This window comes from Ferrimonas sp. YIN67, from assembly GCF_057219095.1.
The window spans coordinates 511,455-529,431 of record NZ_JBXVVJ010000003.1; the positions used below are offsets into that span (position 1 = coordinate 511,455).

The window sequence follows — 17,977 nt, forward strand, 5'->3', positions numbered from 1 at the left end:
CGCCACTGGGTCTTTTAGGTATAGACGACAGTTTACAGAGTTATGAGATGTACGTCATACCCTAAGGCGCGCAATCGCGCTTCGTTGCTGGCTTTATCACCAACCACCAGGATGATCATCTGGCTCAGATCCAGCTCCCGTTTTGCCAGTTGGGCCATCCCGTCCAGATCAACCGTGGCAATTAGCTGGCTTTGCACCGAAACATAGTCCTCACTCAATCCATAACGCTGCAATTTCCCAAGGAAACGCGCCTTCTGAGCAGGCGTTTCAAACTTGAGGGCATCTCGCTGAGCGATGGAGGAGCGCATAAAAGCCAGCTCCTCGGCACTCATCCCCTTGTCCGCAAAGCGAGTGAGCTCATCAATAAACTCCTTAACCGAGTCAGCCGTGGCATCGGCACGGACACTGGCAGAGGCGACAAACTGACCCAGCTCCTTGCCACCACTGAAGCCGCTGCGAGCACCATAGGTGTAGCCCTTGTCCTCCCTCAGGTTCAGGTTGATACGGCTATTGAACGCGCCCCCAAGGGGATAGTTCATCAAGCCGGCCAGGAAGTAGTCGCCAGTGGCATCAAAAGGCAGGGCACGCTTACCGATACGGATCACCGACTGGGGGGCGCCAGGCTTATCCAACAGGTAAATCACGGGGCCCCCTAACTCTGGCATGGGCGCCAACGCAGGCCAGGGAGTGGCACCGCCCTGCCAGTCAGCGAGGAAAGCCAGTTGCTCCATGATCTGCACTTGGGGCAGATCCCCTACGACCACCATGGAGGCGTTACCGGCCTGAAACTGCTGCTGGTAAAATGCCTTCACCTGCGCCAGCGTCAAGTTGGCAACCGTCTCGGGCAAACCGCCCACTGGCACGCCCTGAGGATTATTGGCGCCGTACATCAACTCACTCCAGGCGGTGCTGGCCAGCCAGTTAGGGTCGTTGGCCTGATGGGCCAGGCCCTGCAACTGCTGCTCCTTAATACGGGCAAAGTCACCGGGATCGAACGCACTGTGCCATAACCGCTCCTTGAGCAGCGCCAGGGTTGGGGCCAGGTTGCGACTGAGGGCACTGACACTGACATAGAGCCTATCCGCCCCGGCCGAAACGCCGATCCGAGAGCCCAGCTTTTCCAGCTCCTCGGCAAACGCCGCCGTGGTGAAACGCTCGGTGGACTCCCCCATCATGGCAGCAGTAAGCTGGGCCAGGCCGGCCTGTTCCGGTGACAGCAGACGGGCTCCCCCTTCAAGGGCGATCAGGATCTCTACCGTCGGGGTTTCACTGGATTGGGTGCCGATCACCTCGATACCATTGCTCAACTCACTGCGCCACAGGCTCGGCAACACCACCTGAGGATTGGCGCCCGCTGGTGGCACCTGGCTGCGATCAAACCCGTCGTCGATCTGCGGCTGTTGCACTGCTTCTGTGGTGGTCGGCAGGATTGGCAAGACCAGGGGGGCCGGTGTCCAGTTATCCTCGGCAGCAATCAAATCACCTTGTCCCTGAGGCACCACACTCATGATCACCGCAGGCTTGCCCTTGATATAGGTTTCAAAGACCCGATTCACATCTTCGGCGGTCACCGAGCCATAACGCTCCAACTCCTCCCCGATCAGGTTGGGATTATCGAAAAACGTCTGGTTATAGGCCAGGGTGGTCACCTTGCCCTTGACGCTCTGCAAACCATAGAGGGTATTGGCCTCATGCTGCACCTTGGCCTTGAGCAGATCATCCTCGGTGACTCCACGCTGTTCAAATTCGGCAATGGAGCGACGGATCATCGCTTCGATCTCGGCCAGCTGGGGTGTTTTCCCCGGATTGGCCAACGCCAACAGGGTAAATTCACAGGCCAGCTCGCGACAGGGGTGGGACACCTGAGCCTGTACCGCATGCCCTTCCTGCACCAGATTCTTGTAAAACAGCGACGTTTTGCCGCCACCTAGGATCTGTGCCAACAGATCCAGCGCGGCTTCATCTTCGTGCCGGGCATATACCGTGGGATAGGAGAGATAGAGCAGGGGCAGATGAACCCTGTCCTCCATGGAGAGATAACGGTCGGCGTCCAGATGGGCCGGCTGCTTGGGATCCCCAGTCACTTCGGGACCTCGGGGGATCGATCCGAAATATTTCTCGACCCAGGCCAGGGTTTGATCGACATCGAAGTCACCCCCTATGGTCAGGGTGGCATTGTTGGGACCGTACCAACGCAGGAAGAAACGGCGCAGATCCTCGACCGTGCCCCGCTCCAGATCGTCCATCCAGCCGATCACCGGCCAGGAGTAGGGATGGTCCTGGGAGTACATCGCCTGCCCCACCCGTTCACCGAGGCGCCCATAGGGACGGTTATCAACCCGCTGGCCCCGTTCATTCTTCACCGTGTCCCGCTGGTTTTCAAAGGCCTCTTCGGTCACTGCCGGCAACAAAAACCCCATGCGATCCGCTTCCAGCCAGAGGATCTTCTCCAACTGGTTGGCCGGTACAGTCTGGAAGTAATTGGTGCGATCCGAGTTGGTCGTGCCGTTGAGGGTGCCACCGGCCTCGGTGATCAAACGAAAATGCTCGTTATCCCCCACATGGGCCGACCCCTGAAACATCATGTGCTCGAAAAAATGGGCAAAACCCGACTTGCCCAGTTCTTCCCTCGCGGAGCCAACATGATAGGTGACATCCACATGGACCAGGGGATCGGAGCCGTCCGGATGCAGCACCAGAGTCAGGCCGTTGGCCAATTGATATTTCTGATAGGGGATCACCAGGGTATCGGCGCTGGCGTCAACGGTTTCCAGCAGGGTGATCCCCGTTGGCACGGTGGACTGGCGAAGGGTACAGCCGTGCAACCCGACCGCCAAGACGGCGGCAACCGCCGCAGTTTTCCATTGGAACATCACTCTCTCCCCGTACCTAGGGTTCAGGCGCCGCCGAGCAACCCCAGAGTCATCAGGGCCACCATCAGGTAACGCAAAAACTTGCCAATAAAGATCAACAGGGTACTAAATAGTGCGGAAAAGCGGAACCAGCCCGCCAACAGGGGGATGGCATCCCCGACGATGGGTAGCCAGGCCAATAGCAACGACCAGACCCCATAGCGCTCGACCCAGCCCAGCACTCGGGTTTCTCTGCCCGACAGCATCTGTTGAGGAGTTTTACGACGATGGGCATAGCGGCCAATCAGGTAGCTGGTCATGGAGCCCAGGGTGTTGCCCACGGTGGCCACCAACAGCAGGGACAGGAGCGCCACTTCCCCCTGATTCACCAAGTAGGCGAGGATCGCTTCGGAGCCGCCAGGGGCAAGCGTTGCAGCAATAAAAGCGGAGGAGAACAGGCCCCAGAGGGTGAGACTCATCATGCGGGTTGTTCCGGCGTGATCGCCAGCAGGGCAATCAGCTCGGGATTCTCGCTCAACATATCGGCCAAGGTGTATTGATCCAGGGTTGCAAGGAATGCCTCGGTGGCCTCTTTAATCACGCTTTTTAACCGGCAGGCCGGCAGTATATGGCACAGCGGACTGGCACAATCGATCAATTGCAGGGGTTCCAGGGCACGCACTACGTCGCCCAGACGGATCTGCTCCTGGGGCAGCGCCAGACGGATCCCCCCTTTTTTCCCCCGCACCGTCGTAACAAAGCCAGCGTGGCCAAGCTTATTCACCACTTTAACCATATGGTTTCGGGAGACCCCATAGAGTTCGGTGACGCGAGAGATACTGGTAAGCTCGCCCTCTGGCAGGGTCCCTAAATAGATCAGGGCCCGAAAGGCAAAGTCACTGAAACTGGTTAGTTGCACGATTGATTTCCTCCGTGCGTCATTGTACCCATTTCCCCGCCTTCAAAACAGGCAGTTCAAACACACCTTTATCACGATTCGAGTGACCCAGGCGCTTTAATACACGCCCTGGCAGCGTTTCGCGCTGATCAGTAGCGGTGCCGGCGCGTCAAGACCTTCATACAGATGGCGATAGCGCAATCCGGCATCCAGGCGCTCACGATAATAGGCGCTACCGCAATAACTGTGCAGCATCGCCTCCCGGTGATCCTCCACCACCGCCCCAAAAGGACTGGCGTGGGAAGACTCTACGGCCCGATACCAAATGGTCATCTCACCGTTTTTATATTCAGCTCGAAGAAAGTTGGGATTCTGGCTCTGACCGACGCCCCGGTTTAGCTCCCGGGCGAGATGGCGACTCTCTTTATCCAGCCACTCGGGCAGGGTTAATCCCCAGAAGGCCGAGGCCGTCATCGGCAGGGCAAGCAGCAACAGGTAAGGCTTCATCAGTCCCATTTTTCAGCATGAAAAACGGGATCCTAACCGACTCGCAGACGATGCGATGTGATCCTGCCGAGGCTTTCCACAGGCTGGCATCCCAGGTCGGCACAGGCTAGAGTAAAAGGGTGAAGGAATTTGGATAAAACAATGATTGCAAGACTATTTTTAGTGCCTATCCTGCTTAGCCTTGGCTGGTACTTGTACCTGCAGATGCACGGCTACAGCCTGAAGAAAGGGCAGCAGGGGTTTGTTTACATCTTCACCCTGTCTGCTGCCCTGTGGGCCTTTATGTTGCTGATGATGTGGCTCACCAGCCCCTAGGTTCAACCCACCATTGCCAGCAAGACACCGGCCGCGACGGCACTGCCGAGCACACCGGCCACGTTCGGCCCCATGGCATGCATCAGCAAGAAGTTTTGGTCGTTGGCCTCCAGGCCCACCTTGTTTACCACCCGGGCGGCCATAGGAACCGCAGAAACACCCGCCGCACCGATCAACGGATTAACCGGTTGCGCACTGATCCGGTTGAGCAGCTTGGCCATCATGACGCCGGCAGCGGTGCCAATCGAGAAGGCCACGGCACCGAGCACCAGGATCCCCAAGGTTTCCACCCGCAGGAACTGATCCGCCGACAGCTTGGAGCCCACGGCCAGACCCAGGAAGATGGTCACTATGTTGATCAGCTCATTCTGAGCAGTCTTGGAGAGACGGTCGACGACCCCGGCTTCCCGCATCAGGTTACCCAGACAGAACATGCCAACCAGAGGCGTAGCTGCAGGGAGGAACAGGATCGTCGCTCCCAACACCAGCAGGGGAAACAGGATCTTCTCCCGCTGGCTCACTTCCCGTAATTGCGCCATCTTGATCTCGCGCTCCTCGGGCGTGGTCAACGCCTTCATGATGGGCGGCTGGATCAAGGGCACCAAAGCCATGTAGGAGTAGGCCGCTACGGCGATGGCCCCAAGCAGCTCCGGTGCCAGACGAGAGGCGAGGAAGATCGCCGTCGGACCATCGGCACCACCGATGATCGCAATGGCCGCCGCATCCTTCAGGGTGAAATCAAATCCGGGGATTGCATTCAAGGCGATGGCCCCGAGCAAAGTCGCAAAGATCCCAAACTGAGCCGCGGCCCCCAGGAACAGGGTCCTGGGGTTGGCGATCAGCGCACCGAAGTCGGTCATAGCACCGACGCCCATAAAGATCAGCAGCGGAAAGACCCCGCTCTTGATCCCGATCTCGTAAGCGTAATAGAGCAGACCACCGGGCTCGGTAAAACCGGCGGCAGGAATGTTCGCCAATACGGCACCGAAACCAATCGGCACCAACAGCAGGGGCTCAAATTTCTTCGCAATGGCCAGGTAGAGGAGGATCCCCCCCACTACCATCATCACGACTTGGCCCAACTCGAAATTGGCGATCCCGGTGGAGTACCAGAAGTCCTGAAAACCTTCCATCTTTCCCCCTACACCAGGCTAACCAGATCGGCACCGACGGTGACACTATCACCCTCTTTCACGTGCAGATCTGACACCTTGCCGGCTTGAGCAGCCCGGATCTCCGTCTCCATCTTCATGGCTTCGAGGATCAGGACCACTTCCCCTTTGGCGACTTGCTGACCCGGGCTTACCGGGATCTTAAAGACATTACCGGCCAAGGGGGCAGTCACCTTGCTGGTCGCAACCGAGCTTGGCGCGCTTGGCGTAACGGGGGCAATTGGCGCAACAGGCGCTGCTGAAGCAGCAGGCACGACGGTTTCCAGCGTGCCGGCTGCGCCCACCTCAACATTAAACACCTGACCATCAACGCGAACCTGATAGCTGGCAGCCTCTCCCTGGGCCGGTTGGCTCGCCGGGGCCTGAGGGGCCGTCTCGCCGGTTGGAGCCGGCTCAAAGGCAGACGCATCGCCACGGTGCTTCAGGAACTTGCGTCCAATCTGAGGGAACAGAGCATAGATCAGTACATCGTCAACGGGCTCATCGGCCAGAGGGATCCCCTCGGATGCAGCCAGTTGCTGCCACTCTTCGGTCAATCGAGCAATCTCAGGCGCCAGGCGATCGGCCGGACGTTCAGTGATCACTTCCCCCCCTTCCAGCACGCGCTCCTGAAGCTGGGCATTAACCGGGGCAGGCGTGGCACCATACTCCCCCTTCAACACACCGGCCGTTTCCTTGGCGATACTCTTATAGCGTTCGCCGGTCAATACGTTGATCACCGACTGGGTGCCGACAATTTGAGAGGTGGGGGTCACCAGAGGAATGAAACCCAGATCTTCGCGAACTCGCGGGATCTCAGCCAGTACTTCGTCAAGGCGATCCGTTGCCCCCTGCTCCTTGAGCTGGTTTTCCATATTGGTCAGCATGCCACCGGGCACCTGAGCCTTCAGGATGCGTGCATCGACTCCTTTAAGGGCCCCTTCAAATTGAGCGTACTTGGTGCGCACCTGGCGGAAGTGTGCGGCAATCCCTTCGAGTTTGACCGGGTCCAGGCCGGTATCGCGCTCTGTTCCCGCGACCATGGCCATCACGGTCTCAGTTGCGGTGTGCCCATAGGTCATGCTCATGGAGGAGATGGCGGTATCCAGCACGTCAATGCCGGCATCGATCGCCTTCTGATAGGTCGCGGTCGACAGGCCCGTCGTGGCGTGGCACTGCATGGCAATCGGTAACTGAGTCTGATCTTTCAGTGCTCGGATCAACTCATCGGCCTCGTAGGGGCCAAGCAAGCCGGCCATATCCTTGATGCACAGCGACTGACAGCCCATCGACTCCAACTCCTTGGCCATGGTCAGCCAAGTATCCAGGTTGTGTACGGGAGAAGTCGTAAACGACAGGGTGCCCTGAGCATGTCCGCCAACCGCCGTCACCGCCTTGATCGCAGTCTTCAGGTTGCGCACATCGTTCATCGCATCGAAGATGCGAAAGACTTCCACACCGCTGTGATAGGCACGCTTAACAAAGGTTTCCACCACATCGTCCGCATAGTGACGATAACCCAACAGGTTTTGGCCCCGCAGCAACATCTGTTGGGGCGTCTTAGGCATGGCCTCTTTCAGTGCACGGATCCGGTACCAGGGATCTTCGCCAAGATAACGAATGCAGGCATCGAAGGTTGCACCTCCCCAGCTCTCCAGTGACCAGTAGCCGATCTGATCCAACTGTTCAGCGACCGGCAACATATCATCCAGACGCATGCGCGTCGCGAGCAAGGATTGATGGGCATCGCGCAATACGACGTCGGTTAAGGCGAGCGCTTTAGTCATGATGTTTTCCCTTCATTAGCACGGTGTTGGTGGATGGCAGCACCAATGGCAGCCAAAATTTGTGGTGATAACGATGCCGCCGTAGCGGCGGGCGTTTCCACCTCACTTCGAGGGGTTGGCGCACAGGCCAAAGCCAAGATGCGCAGACCTCCCACCAGTAAAGAAAGGAAGAGGAAGACCAGTACCATACCGGTCAGCATTACATTCGCCGCATCAAGCAGCTGGGGCAGCAAGGTATCCATACTCGGGCACTTTTATCGTTATCGTATAAGGGCATCGATATTCACACAGGTGGAATAAAAATGTCAAAACCATGACGCGTGAACATTGGTTTTACCACTAACACGGTGATTTACTGATAAAAGATATTCATGACACCTGCGGTTTTAAATTGGTAAGACCAAGTAAGGGCCATGTTTACGCACAAGAAGTGAATAAGAAGCCACTCCAGCCCGCTTGATGCTGACAACCAACAGGTGATGGCAAAGTGTCAAGGCGCAGGATGCAACCCTACTGATGAATCAAGATGCAGTGCAGTAAACTGCCTGGCAGCACCCAGCCAGGGGATTGCGCAGAAAAATGCGAGCAAAACGGGATCTCCCGAATCTGAAATGGCCGGAGGACGCTTTGCATAAGGAAGGAAACGATTGAAATAGAGAGAGCGAACGGTTGTAGAACGACAAAGCCCCAACCATTTGGTCGGGGCTTTGTGATAATGCGCGTCCGGGAGGGCAAAGGCGGAATCCGCAAGCAAAAAGTTTTACTTGCGCCGCCTGAGCGCCGAAGCGCTCCGCGCGAAGGCCGACAATCCGACCGTCTAAAATATGGCGCGTCCGGGAGGATTCGAACCTCCGACCGCCTGGTTCGTAGCCAGGTACTCTATCCAGCTGAGCTACGGACGCGCAGGCTTAACAGTTTAGCTCCGTTAAATGAGCCGCTGATACACAGCGATAAAGAAAATGGCGCGTCCGGGAGCAGCAAGCAAAAAGTTTTGCTTGTGCCGCCTGAGCGCCGAAGCGCTCCGCGCGAAGGCCGGAAATCCGACCTCAAAAATATGGCGCGTCCGGGAGGATTCGAACCTCCGACCGCCTGGTTCGTAGCCAGGTACTCTATCCAGCTGAGCTACGGACGCGCAGGCTTAACAGTTTAGCTCCGTTAAATGAGCCGCTGACACACAGCGATAAAGAAAATGGCGCGTCCGGGAGGATTCGAACCTCCGACCGCCTGGTTCGTAGCCAGGTACTCTATCCAGCTGAGCTACGGACGCGCAGGCTTAACAGTTTAGCTCCGTTAAATGAGCCGCTGACACACAGCGATAAAGAAAATGGCGCGTCCGGGAGGATTCGAACCTCCGACCGCCTGGTTCGTAGCCAGGTACTCTATCCAGCTGAGCTACGGACGCGCAAAACTTTCTTTAAGGGGGGGGTCTTCGTCCGATGAAAACCAAGAGGCCGCGCTAGGCGCGGCCTCTTGCAAAATATGGCGCGTCCGGGAGGATTCGAACCTCCGACCGCCTGGTTCGTAGCCAGGTACTCTATCCAGCTGAGCTACGGACGCGCAATGGCGGTGAGGGAGGGATTCGAACCCTCGATAGGGATTAACCTATACGCCCTTAGCAGGGGCGCGCCTTCAGCCACTCGGCCACCTCACCGTTGTTTCGGGGCGTATATTACGACCTGACGAAAATAAGTCAAACCCTTTTTCTCCGCCCAACAGACTGTTCGGCGGCTTTTTCACCAAGTTGTTTTCAATGCCATCACTTCGCACAAGAAAGCGTCAAAAAGCAGCATTATTCAACCGAACGACAGGAGGGAGCGAGCAAAAGGGTGAGACAAAAAAACCGGCGCAGTGCGCCGGTTTCTCGGATCAGAAGTTACCGCTAGGAGTACTCCCGCCTTCTTTTTCCGCCTGGATCCGCATGTAGATCTCTTCACGGTGAACGGAAACCTCTTTCGGTGCATTAACACCGATACGAACCTGGTTTCCTTTCACACCCAATACAGTCACAGTGACTTCGTCACCGATCATCAAGGTTTCGCCCACACGGCGAGTCAAAATCAGCATTTGTTTGCTCCTCTTTATCTAACTCATTCCGCAGCGGCGGTAGAATCTTATAGCGGTATTATAAAGTTAGACCAGATTAAATCTATAGCCACCCGTGAGGATTTACTCATCAATGGCTAATTCAAAGGCGTTATGGAGACTGCGTACGGCTAGCTCCAAGTATTTTTCATCGATGGCGACAGAGATCTTGATCTCCGACGTTGAGATCAGCTGAACACTGATCCCCTCACTGCCCAGCGTCTGAAACATGCGGCTTGCCACACCAGTATGGTTCTTCATTCCCACTCCGACAACCGAGACTTTGCATAAGTCATGGTTTGTCCTCAAGGTTTTGACTCCCAACCGAGTGCTCACCGGCTCTATCAAGGTACAGGCCTGGGCACAATCGTTACGGTGAACCGTAAAGGTAAAATCGGCCTTACCATCCCCTGTGGTCGTGTGCACGATCATATCGATGTCGATGCCTGCATCGCCGATAGGCGTGAGGATCCGAGCGGCCACATTGGCTTCATCCGGTACGCCAACCAGGGTAATGCTGGCTTCGTCCCGAGTAAAAGCAATTCCCGACACTGCCGGTGCATCCATAATCGACTCCTCATAGGTGATCAGCGTACCCGCTCCGTCCTGAAAACTGGAAAGCACCCGTAATGGCACATTATATCGGCCCGCGTACTCCACCGAGCGGATCTGTAACACCTTGGCGCCGAGGCTGGAAAGTTCCAGCATCTCCTCAAACGTGATGGTATCCATCTTACGGGCCCTGGGCTCAACCCGTGGGTCCGTCGTATAAACACCATCTACATCCGTGTAGATCTGGCACTCATCGGCCTCTAACGCCGCCGCTAGGGCCACCGCAGTGGTGTCAGAGCCACCTCGCCCCAGGGTCGTTAACGCCTGGGCCGGGCAGCGCCCCTGAAAGCCAGCAACCACGGGCACCACCCCCTCATCGAGCAGTTGCCGTACCACTTCGGGCACCACCGTTTCGATGCGGGCGCGGCCATGACGCCCGTCAGTCTGGATCCCGGCCTGATCCCCCAGCAGAGGCCGTGAAGGGATCCCCCGCTTCTGCAGAGCCATGGCCATCAGGCTGATGCTGATCTGCTCGCCAGTGCTGATCAACATATCCAACTGTTGAGGCTCAGGCTGTGCCGAGATCTGCTTGGCTAACCCAAGCAGACGGTTGGTTTCACCGGCCATGGCCGACAACACCACCACGAGCTGATCCCCCGCGCGATAGGCCCGGGCGATCTTATCGGCAACGGCCTCGATACGGTCCATCGTCCCGACCGAGGTGCCCCCAAATTTTTGAACAAATAGTGCCACGCGGGCTCCGATTACAGCTTGTCGGTCAACCAGGTTTTGGCCGATTCCAGGGCCGCTGGCAATGCCGAGGCATCGGTGCCGCCAGCCATCGCCATATCGGGACGACCGCCGCCTTTACCGCCCACCTGCTGTGCGACCAGATTCACCAGCTCTCCGGCTTTGACCTTACCGGTCAGGTCTTTGGTCACACCGGCAATCAGCCCAACTTTGCCACCGGCCACGTTACCCAGCAGCACAACGCCACTACCCAGCTGGTTTTTCAGATCATCCACCATGCCACGCAGCGCCTTGCTGTCGGCATTCTCCAACTGACTTACCAATACCTTGGTCCCGGCAATCTCAATCGCCTGGTCGGCCAGGTTTGCCGATGCGGCAGTGGCCAGTTTCTGTTTGAGCTGATCCAGTTCTTTTTCCAGCTGGCGGTTACGATCCAGCAGGCCCTGTACCTTAGAAGCGACGGAAGCCGCATCTCCCTTAACCAGCGCCGCGGTTTTCACCAGTTCAGATTCCTGGCCAGACACATAAGAAAGGGCACCGGCTCCGGTCACGGCCTCGATACGACGCACACCTGCCGCAATCCCGCCTTCGGAAACAATCTTCATAAAGCCGATATCGCCGGTGCGCTCGGCGTGGGTACCGCCACACAGCTCGATGGAGTAATCCCCCATGGCCAGCACACGAACTTCGTCGTCGTACTTCTCACCAAACAGTGCCATGGCACCGCGGGCCTTGGCGGCGTCGATGTCCATCAACTCGGTATCGATGCTGTGGTTGGCACGGATCTGCTCGTTCACCTGGGCTTCTACCGCCGCCAGCTCTTGTGCACTCATCCCTTCCAGATGGGAGAAATCGAAACGCAGGCGATCGGCCATCACCATGGAGCCTTTCTGGTTAACGTGTTCACCCAACACGTTGCGCAGGGCGGCATGCAACAGGTGCGTGGCAGAGTGGTTCAGTCGGATCCCGGCACGACGCTTAGCATCGACCTTGGCCTCAACGGTATCGCCTTTGGCAATGGCACCGCTGAGTAGCTTACCTTTATGGGTAAAGGCCTTGCCTACCTTGGTGGTATCCATCACCAGGAAGCGGCCTGCCTCGGTGATGATCTCACCGGTATCACCGGCCTGACCACCGGACTCGGCATAAAATGGGGTTTGGTCCAATACCAGCAGGGCTTCGCGATCATCGGCCAACTGGTCGGTTACTTCCCCTTCCACGTAGATCCCGACGATCTGGCCGGTTCCTTCCGTGGCATCGTAACCGGTAAACTCGGTTTCACTGTCGATGGTCAGCACCTTGGAGTAGTCCACACCAAAGTTACCCGCATCACGCGCACGCTGACGCTGGGCTTCCATCTGAGCTTCAAAGCCCGCTTCATCGATGGTAAAACCGCGTTCGCGGGCCACATCGTTGGTCAAGTCCGCCGGGAAACCAAAGGTGTCGTACAGCTTAAAGACAGTCTCACCGTCGAGCTCCTTGCCCTCCAGCTGATCCAGCGCATCGCCCAACAGGGCGATGCCACGATCCAGGGTACGAGCGAAGTTTTCTTCTTCGATCTTCAATACCTTTTCAACCATGGCCTGCTGCTTCTTCAGCTCTTCACCGGCACTGCCCATGGTGTCGGCCAGTTCACCCACCAACTTGTAGAAGAAGGTATCTGCGGCGCCCATCTTGCGACCATGACGGATGGCGCGACGAATGATCCGGCGCAGCACGTAGCCGCGACCTTCATTGGAGGGCATCACACCATCGACAATCAGGAAGGCACAGGAGCGGATGTGATCGGCCACCACACGCAGAGACTTGTTATCCAGATCAGTGGCACCGGTGATTTCCGCTGCCGCCTTGATCAGGCGTTGGAAGATATCGATGTCATAGTTGGAGTGGCCGCCCTGCATGATTGCGGCGATGCGCTCAATCCCCATGCCGGTATCCACGGCCGGCTTAGGCAGCGGCTCCATGGTGCCGTCAGCATGACGGTTGAACTGCATGAATACGATGTTCCAGATCTCGATAAAGCGATCGCCGTCCTCTTCCGGTGTGCCTGGACGGCCGCCCCAGATCTCCTCGCCATGATCGTAGAAGATCTCGGTGCAGGGACCACAAGGGCCTGTATCGCCCATGGTCCAGAAGTTATCGGATGCGTACGGGGCGCCTTTATTGTCACCAATGCGGATCAGGTTCTCAGCCGGAACCCCCATCTCCTGGGTCCAGATCTCGAAGGCTTCATCATCGGTCTCATAGATGGTGACGCACAGCTTCTCTTTGGGCAGCTGCAGAACCTCGGTCAAAAAGACCCAGGCATACTTGATGGCATCACGCTTGAAGTAGTCGCCAAAGCTGAAGTTACCCAGCATTTCGAAAAAAGTATGGTGGCGGGCGGTAAAGCCAACGTTCTCGAGATCATTATGCTTACCACCGGCACGCACACAGCGCTGAGCGCTGGCAGCACGCACATAGCTGCGCTGCTCGGCCCCAAGGAAGCAGTCCTTGAACTGGTTCATCCCCGCGTTGGTAAACAGCAGGGTGGGATCGTTGTGAGGAACAAGGGAGCTTGAAGGCACCACTTCGTGGCCCTCTTTTCGGAAATACTCCAGAAACGCTTCCCGGATCTCGGCGGTAGTCATGTGCATACGGTCATCCTGATAAACTGACGATTGCCGGACGCAATGCTGCGCAGCGCGGCGATACAAACGGCCAATTATATCCGCATCCCCCCCCTGCAAACCAGAGCCACGGGGCACTCTGCCACCACTTAGGCGTCTTCCCAGTCCTTTTTTTAGTCTGGGGGAGACAGGGCGTACTGGATCTGCTCCCGATCAAAGCCACGATACGCCAGATAGCGTTGCACCTTCTGCCGCTGTTTGAAGTCAGTCGGCAGGGACTCACCAAACTTGCGTGCCCGGCAATCCCGGCACAGTTCAAACCAGTCGATCTCCTCCTGTGCCAGTGCCGCCTTGATCAGGGCCTCCTCCACCTGTCGCTCTTTGAGCTCAGCGCGCAGGCGCAACGGGCCCTTACCGCCCTGACTGCGGTAACGAACAAAGGCCAGGGCAAAGCGACCATCATCCTGATAACCCAGCTCTATCACCCGCTCAATGGCCGCCTCGATCTCCACCAACAAAAAACCGCGGTGTTGAAGCTTTCGCTTCAACTCTCCGCGGCTGTGATCACGGCGGGACAGGAGTCCCACCGTAGCGGCCAGTGCGCTCTGACCCTGCTTGGGTTTACGCACCGGCGTTGATTAGGACAGTTCCGGTGCGTCTTCCAGCACCTCGTCCTTATCGTCGGCGGGTTTAGCCGCCACCAGCAACTGCTCTCGCAGCAAGCCTTCGATCTCGTCGGCGATGGCCACGTTTTCCTTAAGGAAACGGATGGAGTTGGCCTTACCCTGACCAATCTTCTCACCCTTGTAGCTGTACCAGGCACCGGATTTTTCCACCAGCTTCTGCTTCACACCCCAGTCGATCAGCTCACCATGTTTAGAGGTGCCTTCACCGTAGAGGATCTGGAACTCAGCCTGCTTAAATGGCGGTGCGACCTTGTTCTTCACCACCTTCACCCGGGTTTCGTTACCCACCACTTCATCACCATCCTTGATGGCACCGATACGGCGGATATCCAGACGCACGGAGGCGTAGAACTTCAGGGCATTACCACCCGTAGTGGTTTCCGGTGAGCCGAACATCACACCAATCTTCATCCGGATCTGGTTAATGAAGATACACAGGGTGTTGGAGCGCTTGATGTTGGCGGTCAGCTTACGCAGCGCCTGGGACATCAGACGAGCCTGCAGGCCTACGTGGGAGTCTCCCATCTCGCCTTCAATCTCCGCCTTCGGCGTCAGGGCCGCCACGGAGTCAACGATCACCACATCAACCGCACCGGAGCGAACCAACATGTCACAGATCTCCAGCGCCTGCTCACCGGTGTCCGGCTGGGATACCAGCAGCTGATCCACATCCACGCCCAGCTTGGCTGCGTAGATGGGATCCAGTGCATGCTCAGCATCAACGAAGGCGCAGGTCTTACCCTGCTTCTGGGCTTCGGCAATCACCTGCAGAGTCATAGTGGTTTTACCGGAGGATTCCGGGCCGTAGATCTCAACGATACGACCGTAAGGCAGACCGCCAATCCCCAGGGCGATGTCCAGGCCCAAAGAGCCGGTAGACACGGATTCGATATCCAGGGTGGTCGCATCGCCCAGGCGCATGATGGAACCCTTACCAAACTGCTTTTCAATCTGACCGAGCGCGGCACCGAGCGCGCGTTTTTTGTTCTCGTCCATTCCTAGCTCCAAGGTGGCGATACGATTTGACTTAATTGTGGCTAGTATACTGTACAATCATACAGTATCAACCCTGTGCGGAAAATTCCGTGTGGATCGGTGCAGGTCCTGGGCTTTGCGGTATCATAGGCGGTTTGCAAAAACCGATTATGGGAGTCCCCGTGGCCAAGCTCAAAAGCGCCGATCTCAGCCAGCACACGCCGATGATGCGTCAGTACCTCACCATCAAAGCCGAGCACCCGGACGTGCTGCTGTTCTACCGGATGGGGGACTTCTATGAACTCTTCTTCGACGACGCCAAGCGTGCCTCCGAGCTTCTGGACATCTCCCTGACTGCCCGTGGCCATGCGGCCGGCGATCCCATTCCCATGGCTGGGGTGCCCTATCATGCGGTTGAGGGCTACCTGGCACGCCTGGTCCAGCGCGGTGTCTCCGTCGCCATCTGTGAGCAGATCGGCGATCCGGCCACCTCCAAGGGGCCGGTCGAGCGTAAGGTCGTGCGGATCATCACTCCCGGCACGGTCACCGACGAGGCCCTGCTCGAGGAGCGCCGCGACAATCTGTTGGCCGCCGTGTATGAACTGCGGGGGCAGTACGGCTACGCCACCCTGGATATCGCCTCGGGCCGGTTTACCGTCAATGAGCTGGAAGACGACGAGGCCCTGGCGGCCGAGCTGCAACGCACCCATCCAGCCGAGCTGCTCTACCCCGAGCTGTTCCCACGGATGGATCTGCTGGAAGGATTCAAGGGCCTGCGCCGTCGACCGGAATGGGAGTTTGAGATCGGCACCGCCCGTAAACTGCTCAATGACCAATTTGCCACTCGGGATCTCAGCGGCTTTGGCGTCGAACAGGCAGAGCGTGCCCTGTGTGCAGCCGGGTGCCTGATGCAGTATGTCAAGGATACCCAGCGTACCGCACTGCCTCATATCCGCAGCATCATCAAGGAGCAGGATGGCCACCATATCGTGCTCGATGCCGCGACCCGCAAGAACCTGGAACTCACCCAGAACCTTGCCGGTGGGCTGGATAATACCCTGGCCTCGGTGCTGGACACCAGCGCCACGGCCATGGGCTCACGCCTGCTCAAACGCTGGCTCCATCAGCCACTGACGCAGCGTAGCGCCCTGGAGGAGCGATTCGAGACGGTTGCGGGGATCAAGGAGAGCGGACTCTATGTGGAGCTGGCCGAAACCCTCAAGCCAATCGGCGATCTGGAACGGGTACTGGCCCGCCTAGCGCTGCGTAGCGCCCGCCCTCGGGATCTGAGCCGGTTGCGCCAGGCCCTGGGCCAACTGCCCCAGCTGCAGGCACTGTTGACCGAACTGTCCGGCCGAAAGGTCGGAAACCTGGCAAACCGGATCAGCACCTTCCCCGACCAGCTCGAGTTACTGGAGCGGGCGATCTGCGAAAACCCACCGGTTGTGATCCGCGATGGCGGGGTGTTGGCCGAAGGCTACAATGCCGAACTGGATGAACTCAGAGCCCTCTCCAAAGGCGCCACCGACTACTTGGGCGAACTGGAGCGAAGAGAGAAAGAGCGCAGCGGGATCGCCACCCTCAAGGTCGGCTACAACAAGGTACACGGCTACTTTATCGAGGTCAGCCGGGCCCAGGCCGCCCTGGTACCCGCCGACTATATTCGCCGCCAGACTCTGAAGAATACCGAGCGCTTTATCGTCCCCGAGCTCAAGGCGCACGAAGATAAGGTGCTCAACAGCCAGAGCCAGGCCTTGGCACTGGAGAAACGACTGTACGAAGAACTGTTCGATCTCCTGTTCCCCGCCCTGGCAGCCCTGCAGGAGTGTGCCTTTGCCTGTGCCGAGCTGGACGTCCTGCAAACCCTGGCCGAGCGGGCCGAGACCCTCAACTACAGCCGCCCCCAATTAAGCGAACAACCCGGGATCGCCATCGACGGCGGCCGCCACCCGGTCGTCGAGCAGGTGCTCAAGGAGCCCTTTATCGCCAATCCGGTGCACCTCTCGCCACAGCGTCGCATGCTGATCGTCACCGGTCCCAACATGGGGGGTAAGTCGACCTATATGCGTCAGACGGCCCTGATCGCCCTGATGGCCCATATCGGCAGCTTTGTACCGGCAGAGCATGCCGTGTTGGGGCCAATCGATCGGATCTTTACCCGCATCGGCGCCTCCGACGATCTGGCCTCGGGCCGTTCCACCTTTATGGTGGAGATGACCGAGACCGCCAACATCCTCAACAATGCCACCCGCCACTCCCTGGTACTAATGGATGAGATCGGCCGAGGTACCTCCACCTACGACGGACTCTCTCTCGCGTGGGCCGCGGCGGAGCATCTGGCCACCCAGATCCAGGCACAAACCCTGTTTGCCACCCACTACTTTGAGCTGACCCAGCTGCCACAACGGATGGAAGGGGTGGTTAACGTGCATCTGGATGCCATGGAACATGGCGATACCATCGCCTTTATGCACGCGGTGCAGGAGGGACCAGCCAGCCGCAGCTACGGTCTGCAGGTCGCGGCCCTGGCAGGAGTCCCCAAGCCTGTGGTGCAAGCCGCCAAGCAGCGCCTGGCTCAGCTGGAGCAACAGGAAAACAGCGGTCAGAGCGCGAGTCTGCCGAGCTGTGAACAGCTGCCACTGCTGCCTGAGTCTCACCCGGCAATGACGGCGTTGGAGCAGATCGATCCCGACAGCCTGACCCCGCGCCAGGCCCTGGATCTGCTCTACAGCCTGAAAGCCAAGCTGGACGGCTAACCGCTCATCCGTATGATGCAAAAACGCCGTCCCCAAAGGGACGGCGTTTTTTGTTGC

At 58.0% G+C, this 17,977-nt stretch carries 14 protein-coding genes and 6 tRNA genes; 2 read left to right on the forward strand and 18 right to left on the reverse strand.

The features are described from left to right. Positions 1–32 precede the first annotated feature (32 nt). The 4 genes from AC2D8U_RS09480 to AC2D8U_RS09495 form a co-directional block, all read right to left on the reverse strand. Positions 33–2,873 (reverse strand): M16 family metallopeptidase, encoded by a 2,841-nt coding sequence (locus AC2D8U_RS09480; protein ID WP_484618798.1) that lies wholly within the window; start codon positions 2,871–2,873, stop codon positions 33–35. A 23-nt stretch (positions 2,874–2,896) separates the two neighbouring features. After that, a complete protein-coding gene (locus AC2D8U_RS09485) occupies positions 2,897–3,334 on the reverse strand; it encodes a YqaA family protein (protein ID WP_484618799.1) in 438 nt (145 codons plus the stop codon). Continuing rightward, positions 3,331–3,771, reverse strand: a complete 441-nt coding sequence (gene nsrR / locus AC2D8U_RS09490; protein WP_484618800.1) for a nitric oxide-sensing transcriptional repressor NsrR — start codon at positions 3,769–3,771, stop codon at positions 3,331–3,333. The genes AC2D8U_RS09485 and nsrR overlap by 4 nt, the downstream gene beginning before the upstream one ends. Positions 3,772–3,867: 96 nt before the next feature. Next, complete coding sequence (locus tag AC2D8U_RS09495) at positions 3,868–4,257, reverse strand: hypothetical protein (protein WP_484618801.1); 390 nt, start codon at positions 4,255–4,257, stop codon at positions 3,868–3,870. 141 nt (positions 4,258–4,398) lie between these two features. On the opposite strand from AC2D8U_RS09495, the gene AC2D8U_RS09500 reads away from it, so the two are divergent. Continuing rightward, positions 4,399–4,572 carry a hypothetical protein gene (locus tag AC2D8U_RS09500; protein WP_484618802.1) on the forward strand — a complete coding sequence of 58 codons (174 nt, stop codon included), beginning with the start codon at positions 4,399–4,401 and terminating at the stop codon, positions 4,570–4,572. A 2-nt stretch (positions 4,573–4,574) separates the two neighbouring features. On the opposite strand, the gene AC2D8U_RS09505 is transcribed toward AC2D8U_RS09500, so the two are convergent. From AC2D8U_RS09505 to recA, 14 genes are all read right to left on the reverse strand, one after another. After that, on the reverse strand, positions 4,575–5,705 hold the full coding sequence (locus tag AC2D8U_RS09505) for a sodium ion-translocating decarboxylase subunit beta (protein ID WP_484618803.1): 1,131 nt from the start codon (positions 5,703–5,705) through the stop codon (positions 4,575–4,577). Between the two features lie 8 nt (positions 5,706–5,713). Continuing rightward, entirely contained in the window at positions 5,714–7,510 is a 1,797-nt protein-coding gene (gene oadA, locus AC2D8U_RS09510) for a sodium-extruding oxaloacetate decarboxylase subunit alpha (RefSeq protein WP_484618804.1), read from the reverse strand. Beyond that, complete coding sequence (locus AC2D8U_RS09515; RefSeq protein WP_484618805.1) at positions 7,507–7,752, reverse strand: OadG family transporter subunit; 246 nt, start codon at positions 7,750–7,752, stop codon at positions 7,507–7,509. The genes oadA and AC2D8U_RS09515 overlap by 4 nt, the downstream gene beginning before the upstream one ends. Positions 7,753–8,335: 583 nt before the next feature. Beyond that, positions 8,336–8,412, reverse strand: a tRNA-Arg gene (locus AC2D8U_RS09520). A gap of 153 nt (positions 8,413–8,565) precedes the next feature. Further along, positions 8,566–8,642, reverse strand: a tRNA-Arg gene (locus AC2D8U_RS09525). Between the two features lie 58 nt (positions 8,643–8,700). Then, positions 8,701–8,777, reverse strand: a tRNA-Arg gene (locus AC2D8U_RS09530). Positions 8,778–8,835: 58 nt separating this feature from the next. Then, positions 8,836–8,912, reverse strand: a tRNA-Arg gene (locus tag AC2D8U_RS09535). Between the two features lie 78 nt (positions 8,913–8,990). Further along, positions 8,991–9,067 (reverse strand) — tRNA-Arg (locus AC2D8U_RS09540). A 4-nt stretch (positions 9,068–9,071) separates the two neighbouring features. Next, positions 9,072–9,161, reverse strand: a tRNA-Ser gene (locus AC2D8U_RS09545). A 215-nt stretch (positions 9,162–9,376) separates the two neighbouring features. Beyond that, positions 9,377–9,574 carry a carbon storage regulator CsrA gene (gene csrA / locus AC2D8U_RS09550; RefSeq protein ID WP_484618806.1) on the reverse strand — a complete coding sequence of 66 codons (198 nt, stop codon included), beginning with the start codon at positions 9,572–9,574 and terminating at the stop codon, positions 9,377–9,379. 102 nt (positions 9,575–9,676) lie between these two features. Beyond that, complete coding sequence (locus AC2D8U_RS09555; RefSeq protein ID WP_484618807.1) at positions 9,677–10,897, reverse strand: aspartate kinase; 1,221 nt, start codon at positions 10,895–10,897, stop codon at positions 9,677–9,679. 11 nt (positions 10,898–10,908) lie between these two features. Continuing rightward, complete coding sequence (gene alaS, locus AC2D8U_RS09560) at positions 10,909–13,530, reverse strand: alanine--tRNA ligase (protein ID WP_484618808.1); 2,622 nt, start codon at positions 13,528–13,530, stop codon at positions 10,909–10,911. Positions 13,531–13,676: 146 nt separating this feature from the next. Further along, a complete protein-coding gene (locus AC2D8U_RS09565; RefSeq protein WP_484618809.1) occupies positions 13,677–14,132 on the reverse strand; it encodes a regulatory protein RecX in 456 nt (151 codons plus the stop codon). A gap of 9 nt (positions 14,133–14,141) precedes the next feature. Beyond that, positions 14,142–15,185 (reverse strand): recombinase RecA, encoded by a 1,044-nt coding sequence (recA, locus tag AC2D8U_RS09570; RefSeq protein WP_484618810.1) that lies wholly within the window; start codon positions 15,183–15,185, stop codon positions 14,142–14,144. Positions 15,186–15,334: 149 nt separating this feature from the next. Here recA and mutS point away from each other — a divergent pair, with 149 nt between their 5' ends. Then, positions 15,335–17,920 (forward strand): DNA mismatch repair protein MutS, encoded by a 2,586-nt coding sequence (gene mutS, locus AC2D8U_RS09575; RefSeq protein WP_484618811.1) that lies wholly within the window; start codon positions 15,335–15,337, stop codon positions 17,918–17,920. The last annotated feature ends 57 nt before the right edge of the window (positions 17,921–17,977 follow it).

Bases quoted from the DNA above. Each gene is read 5' to 3' on its own strand.
- AC2D8U_RS09495 (WP_484618801.1), bottom strand. From the start codon at position 4,257: ATGAAGCCTTACCTGTTGCTGCTTGCCCTGCCGATGACGGCCTCGGCC.
- AC2D8U_RS09485 (WP_484618799.1), bottom strand. From the start codon at position 3,334: ATGATGAGTCTCACCCTCTGGGGCCTGTTCTCCTCCGCTTTTATTGCT.
- AC2D8U_RS09480 (WP_484618798.1), bottom strand. From the start codon at position 2,873: ATGTTCCAATGGAAAACTGCGGCGGTTGCCGCCGTCTTGGCGGTCGGG.
- recA (WP_484618810.1), bottom strand. From the start codon at position 15,185: ATGGACGAGAACAAAAAACGCGCGCTCGGTGCCGCGCTCGGTCAGATT.
- oadA (WP_484618804.1), bottom strand. From the start codon at position 7,510: ATGACTAAAGCGCTCGCCTTAACCGACGTCGTATTGCGCGATGCCCAT.
- AC2D8U_RS09505 (WP_484618803.1), bottom strand. From the start codon at position 5,705: ATGGAAGGTTTTCAGGACTTCTGGTACTCCACCGGGATCGCCAATTTC.
- alaS (WP_484618808.1), bottom strand. From the start codon at position 13,530: ATGCACATGACTACCGCCGAGATCCGGGAAGCGTTTCTGGAGTATTTC.
- csrA (WP_484618806.1), bottom strand. From the start codon at position 9,574: ATGCTGATTTTGACTCGCCGTGTGGGCGAAACCTTGATGATCGGTGAC.
- AC2D8U_RS09500 (WP_484618802.1), top strand. From the start codon at position 4,399: ATGATTGCAAGACTATTTTTAGTGCCTATCCTGCTTAGCCTTGGCTGG.
- AC2D8U_RS09515 (WP_484618805.1), bottom strand. From the start codon at position 7,752: ATGGATACCTTGCTGCCCCAGCTGCTTGATGCGGCGAATGTAATGCTG.
- mutS (WP_484618811.1), top strand. From the start codon at position 15,335: ATGGGAGTCCCCGTGGCCAAGCTCAAAAGCGCCGATCTCAGCCAGCAC.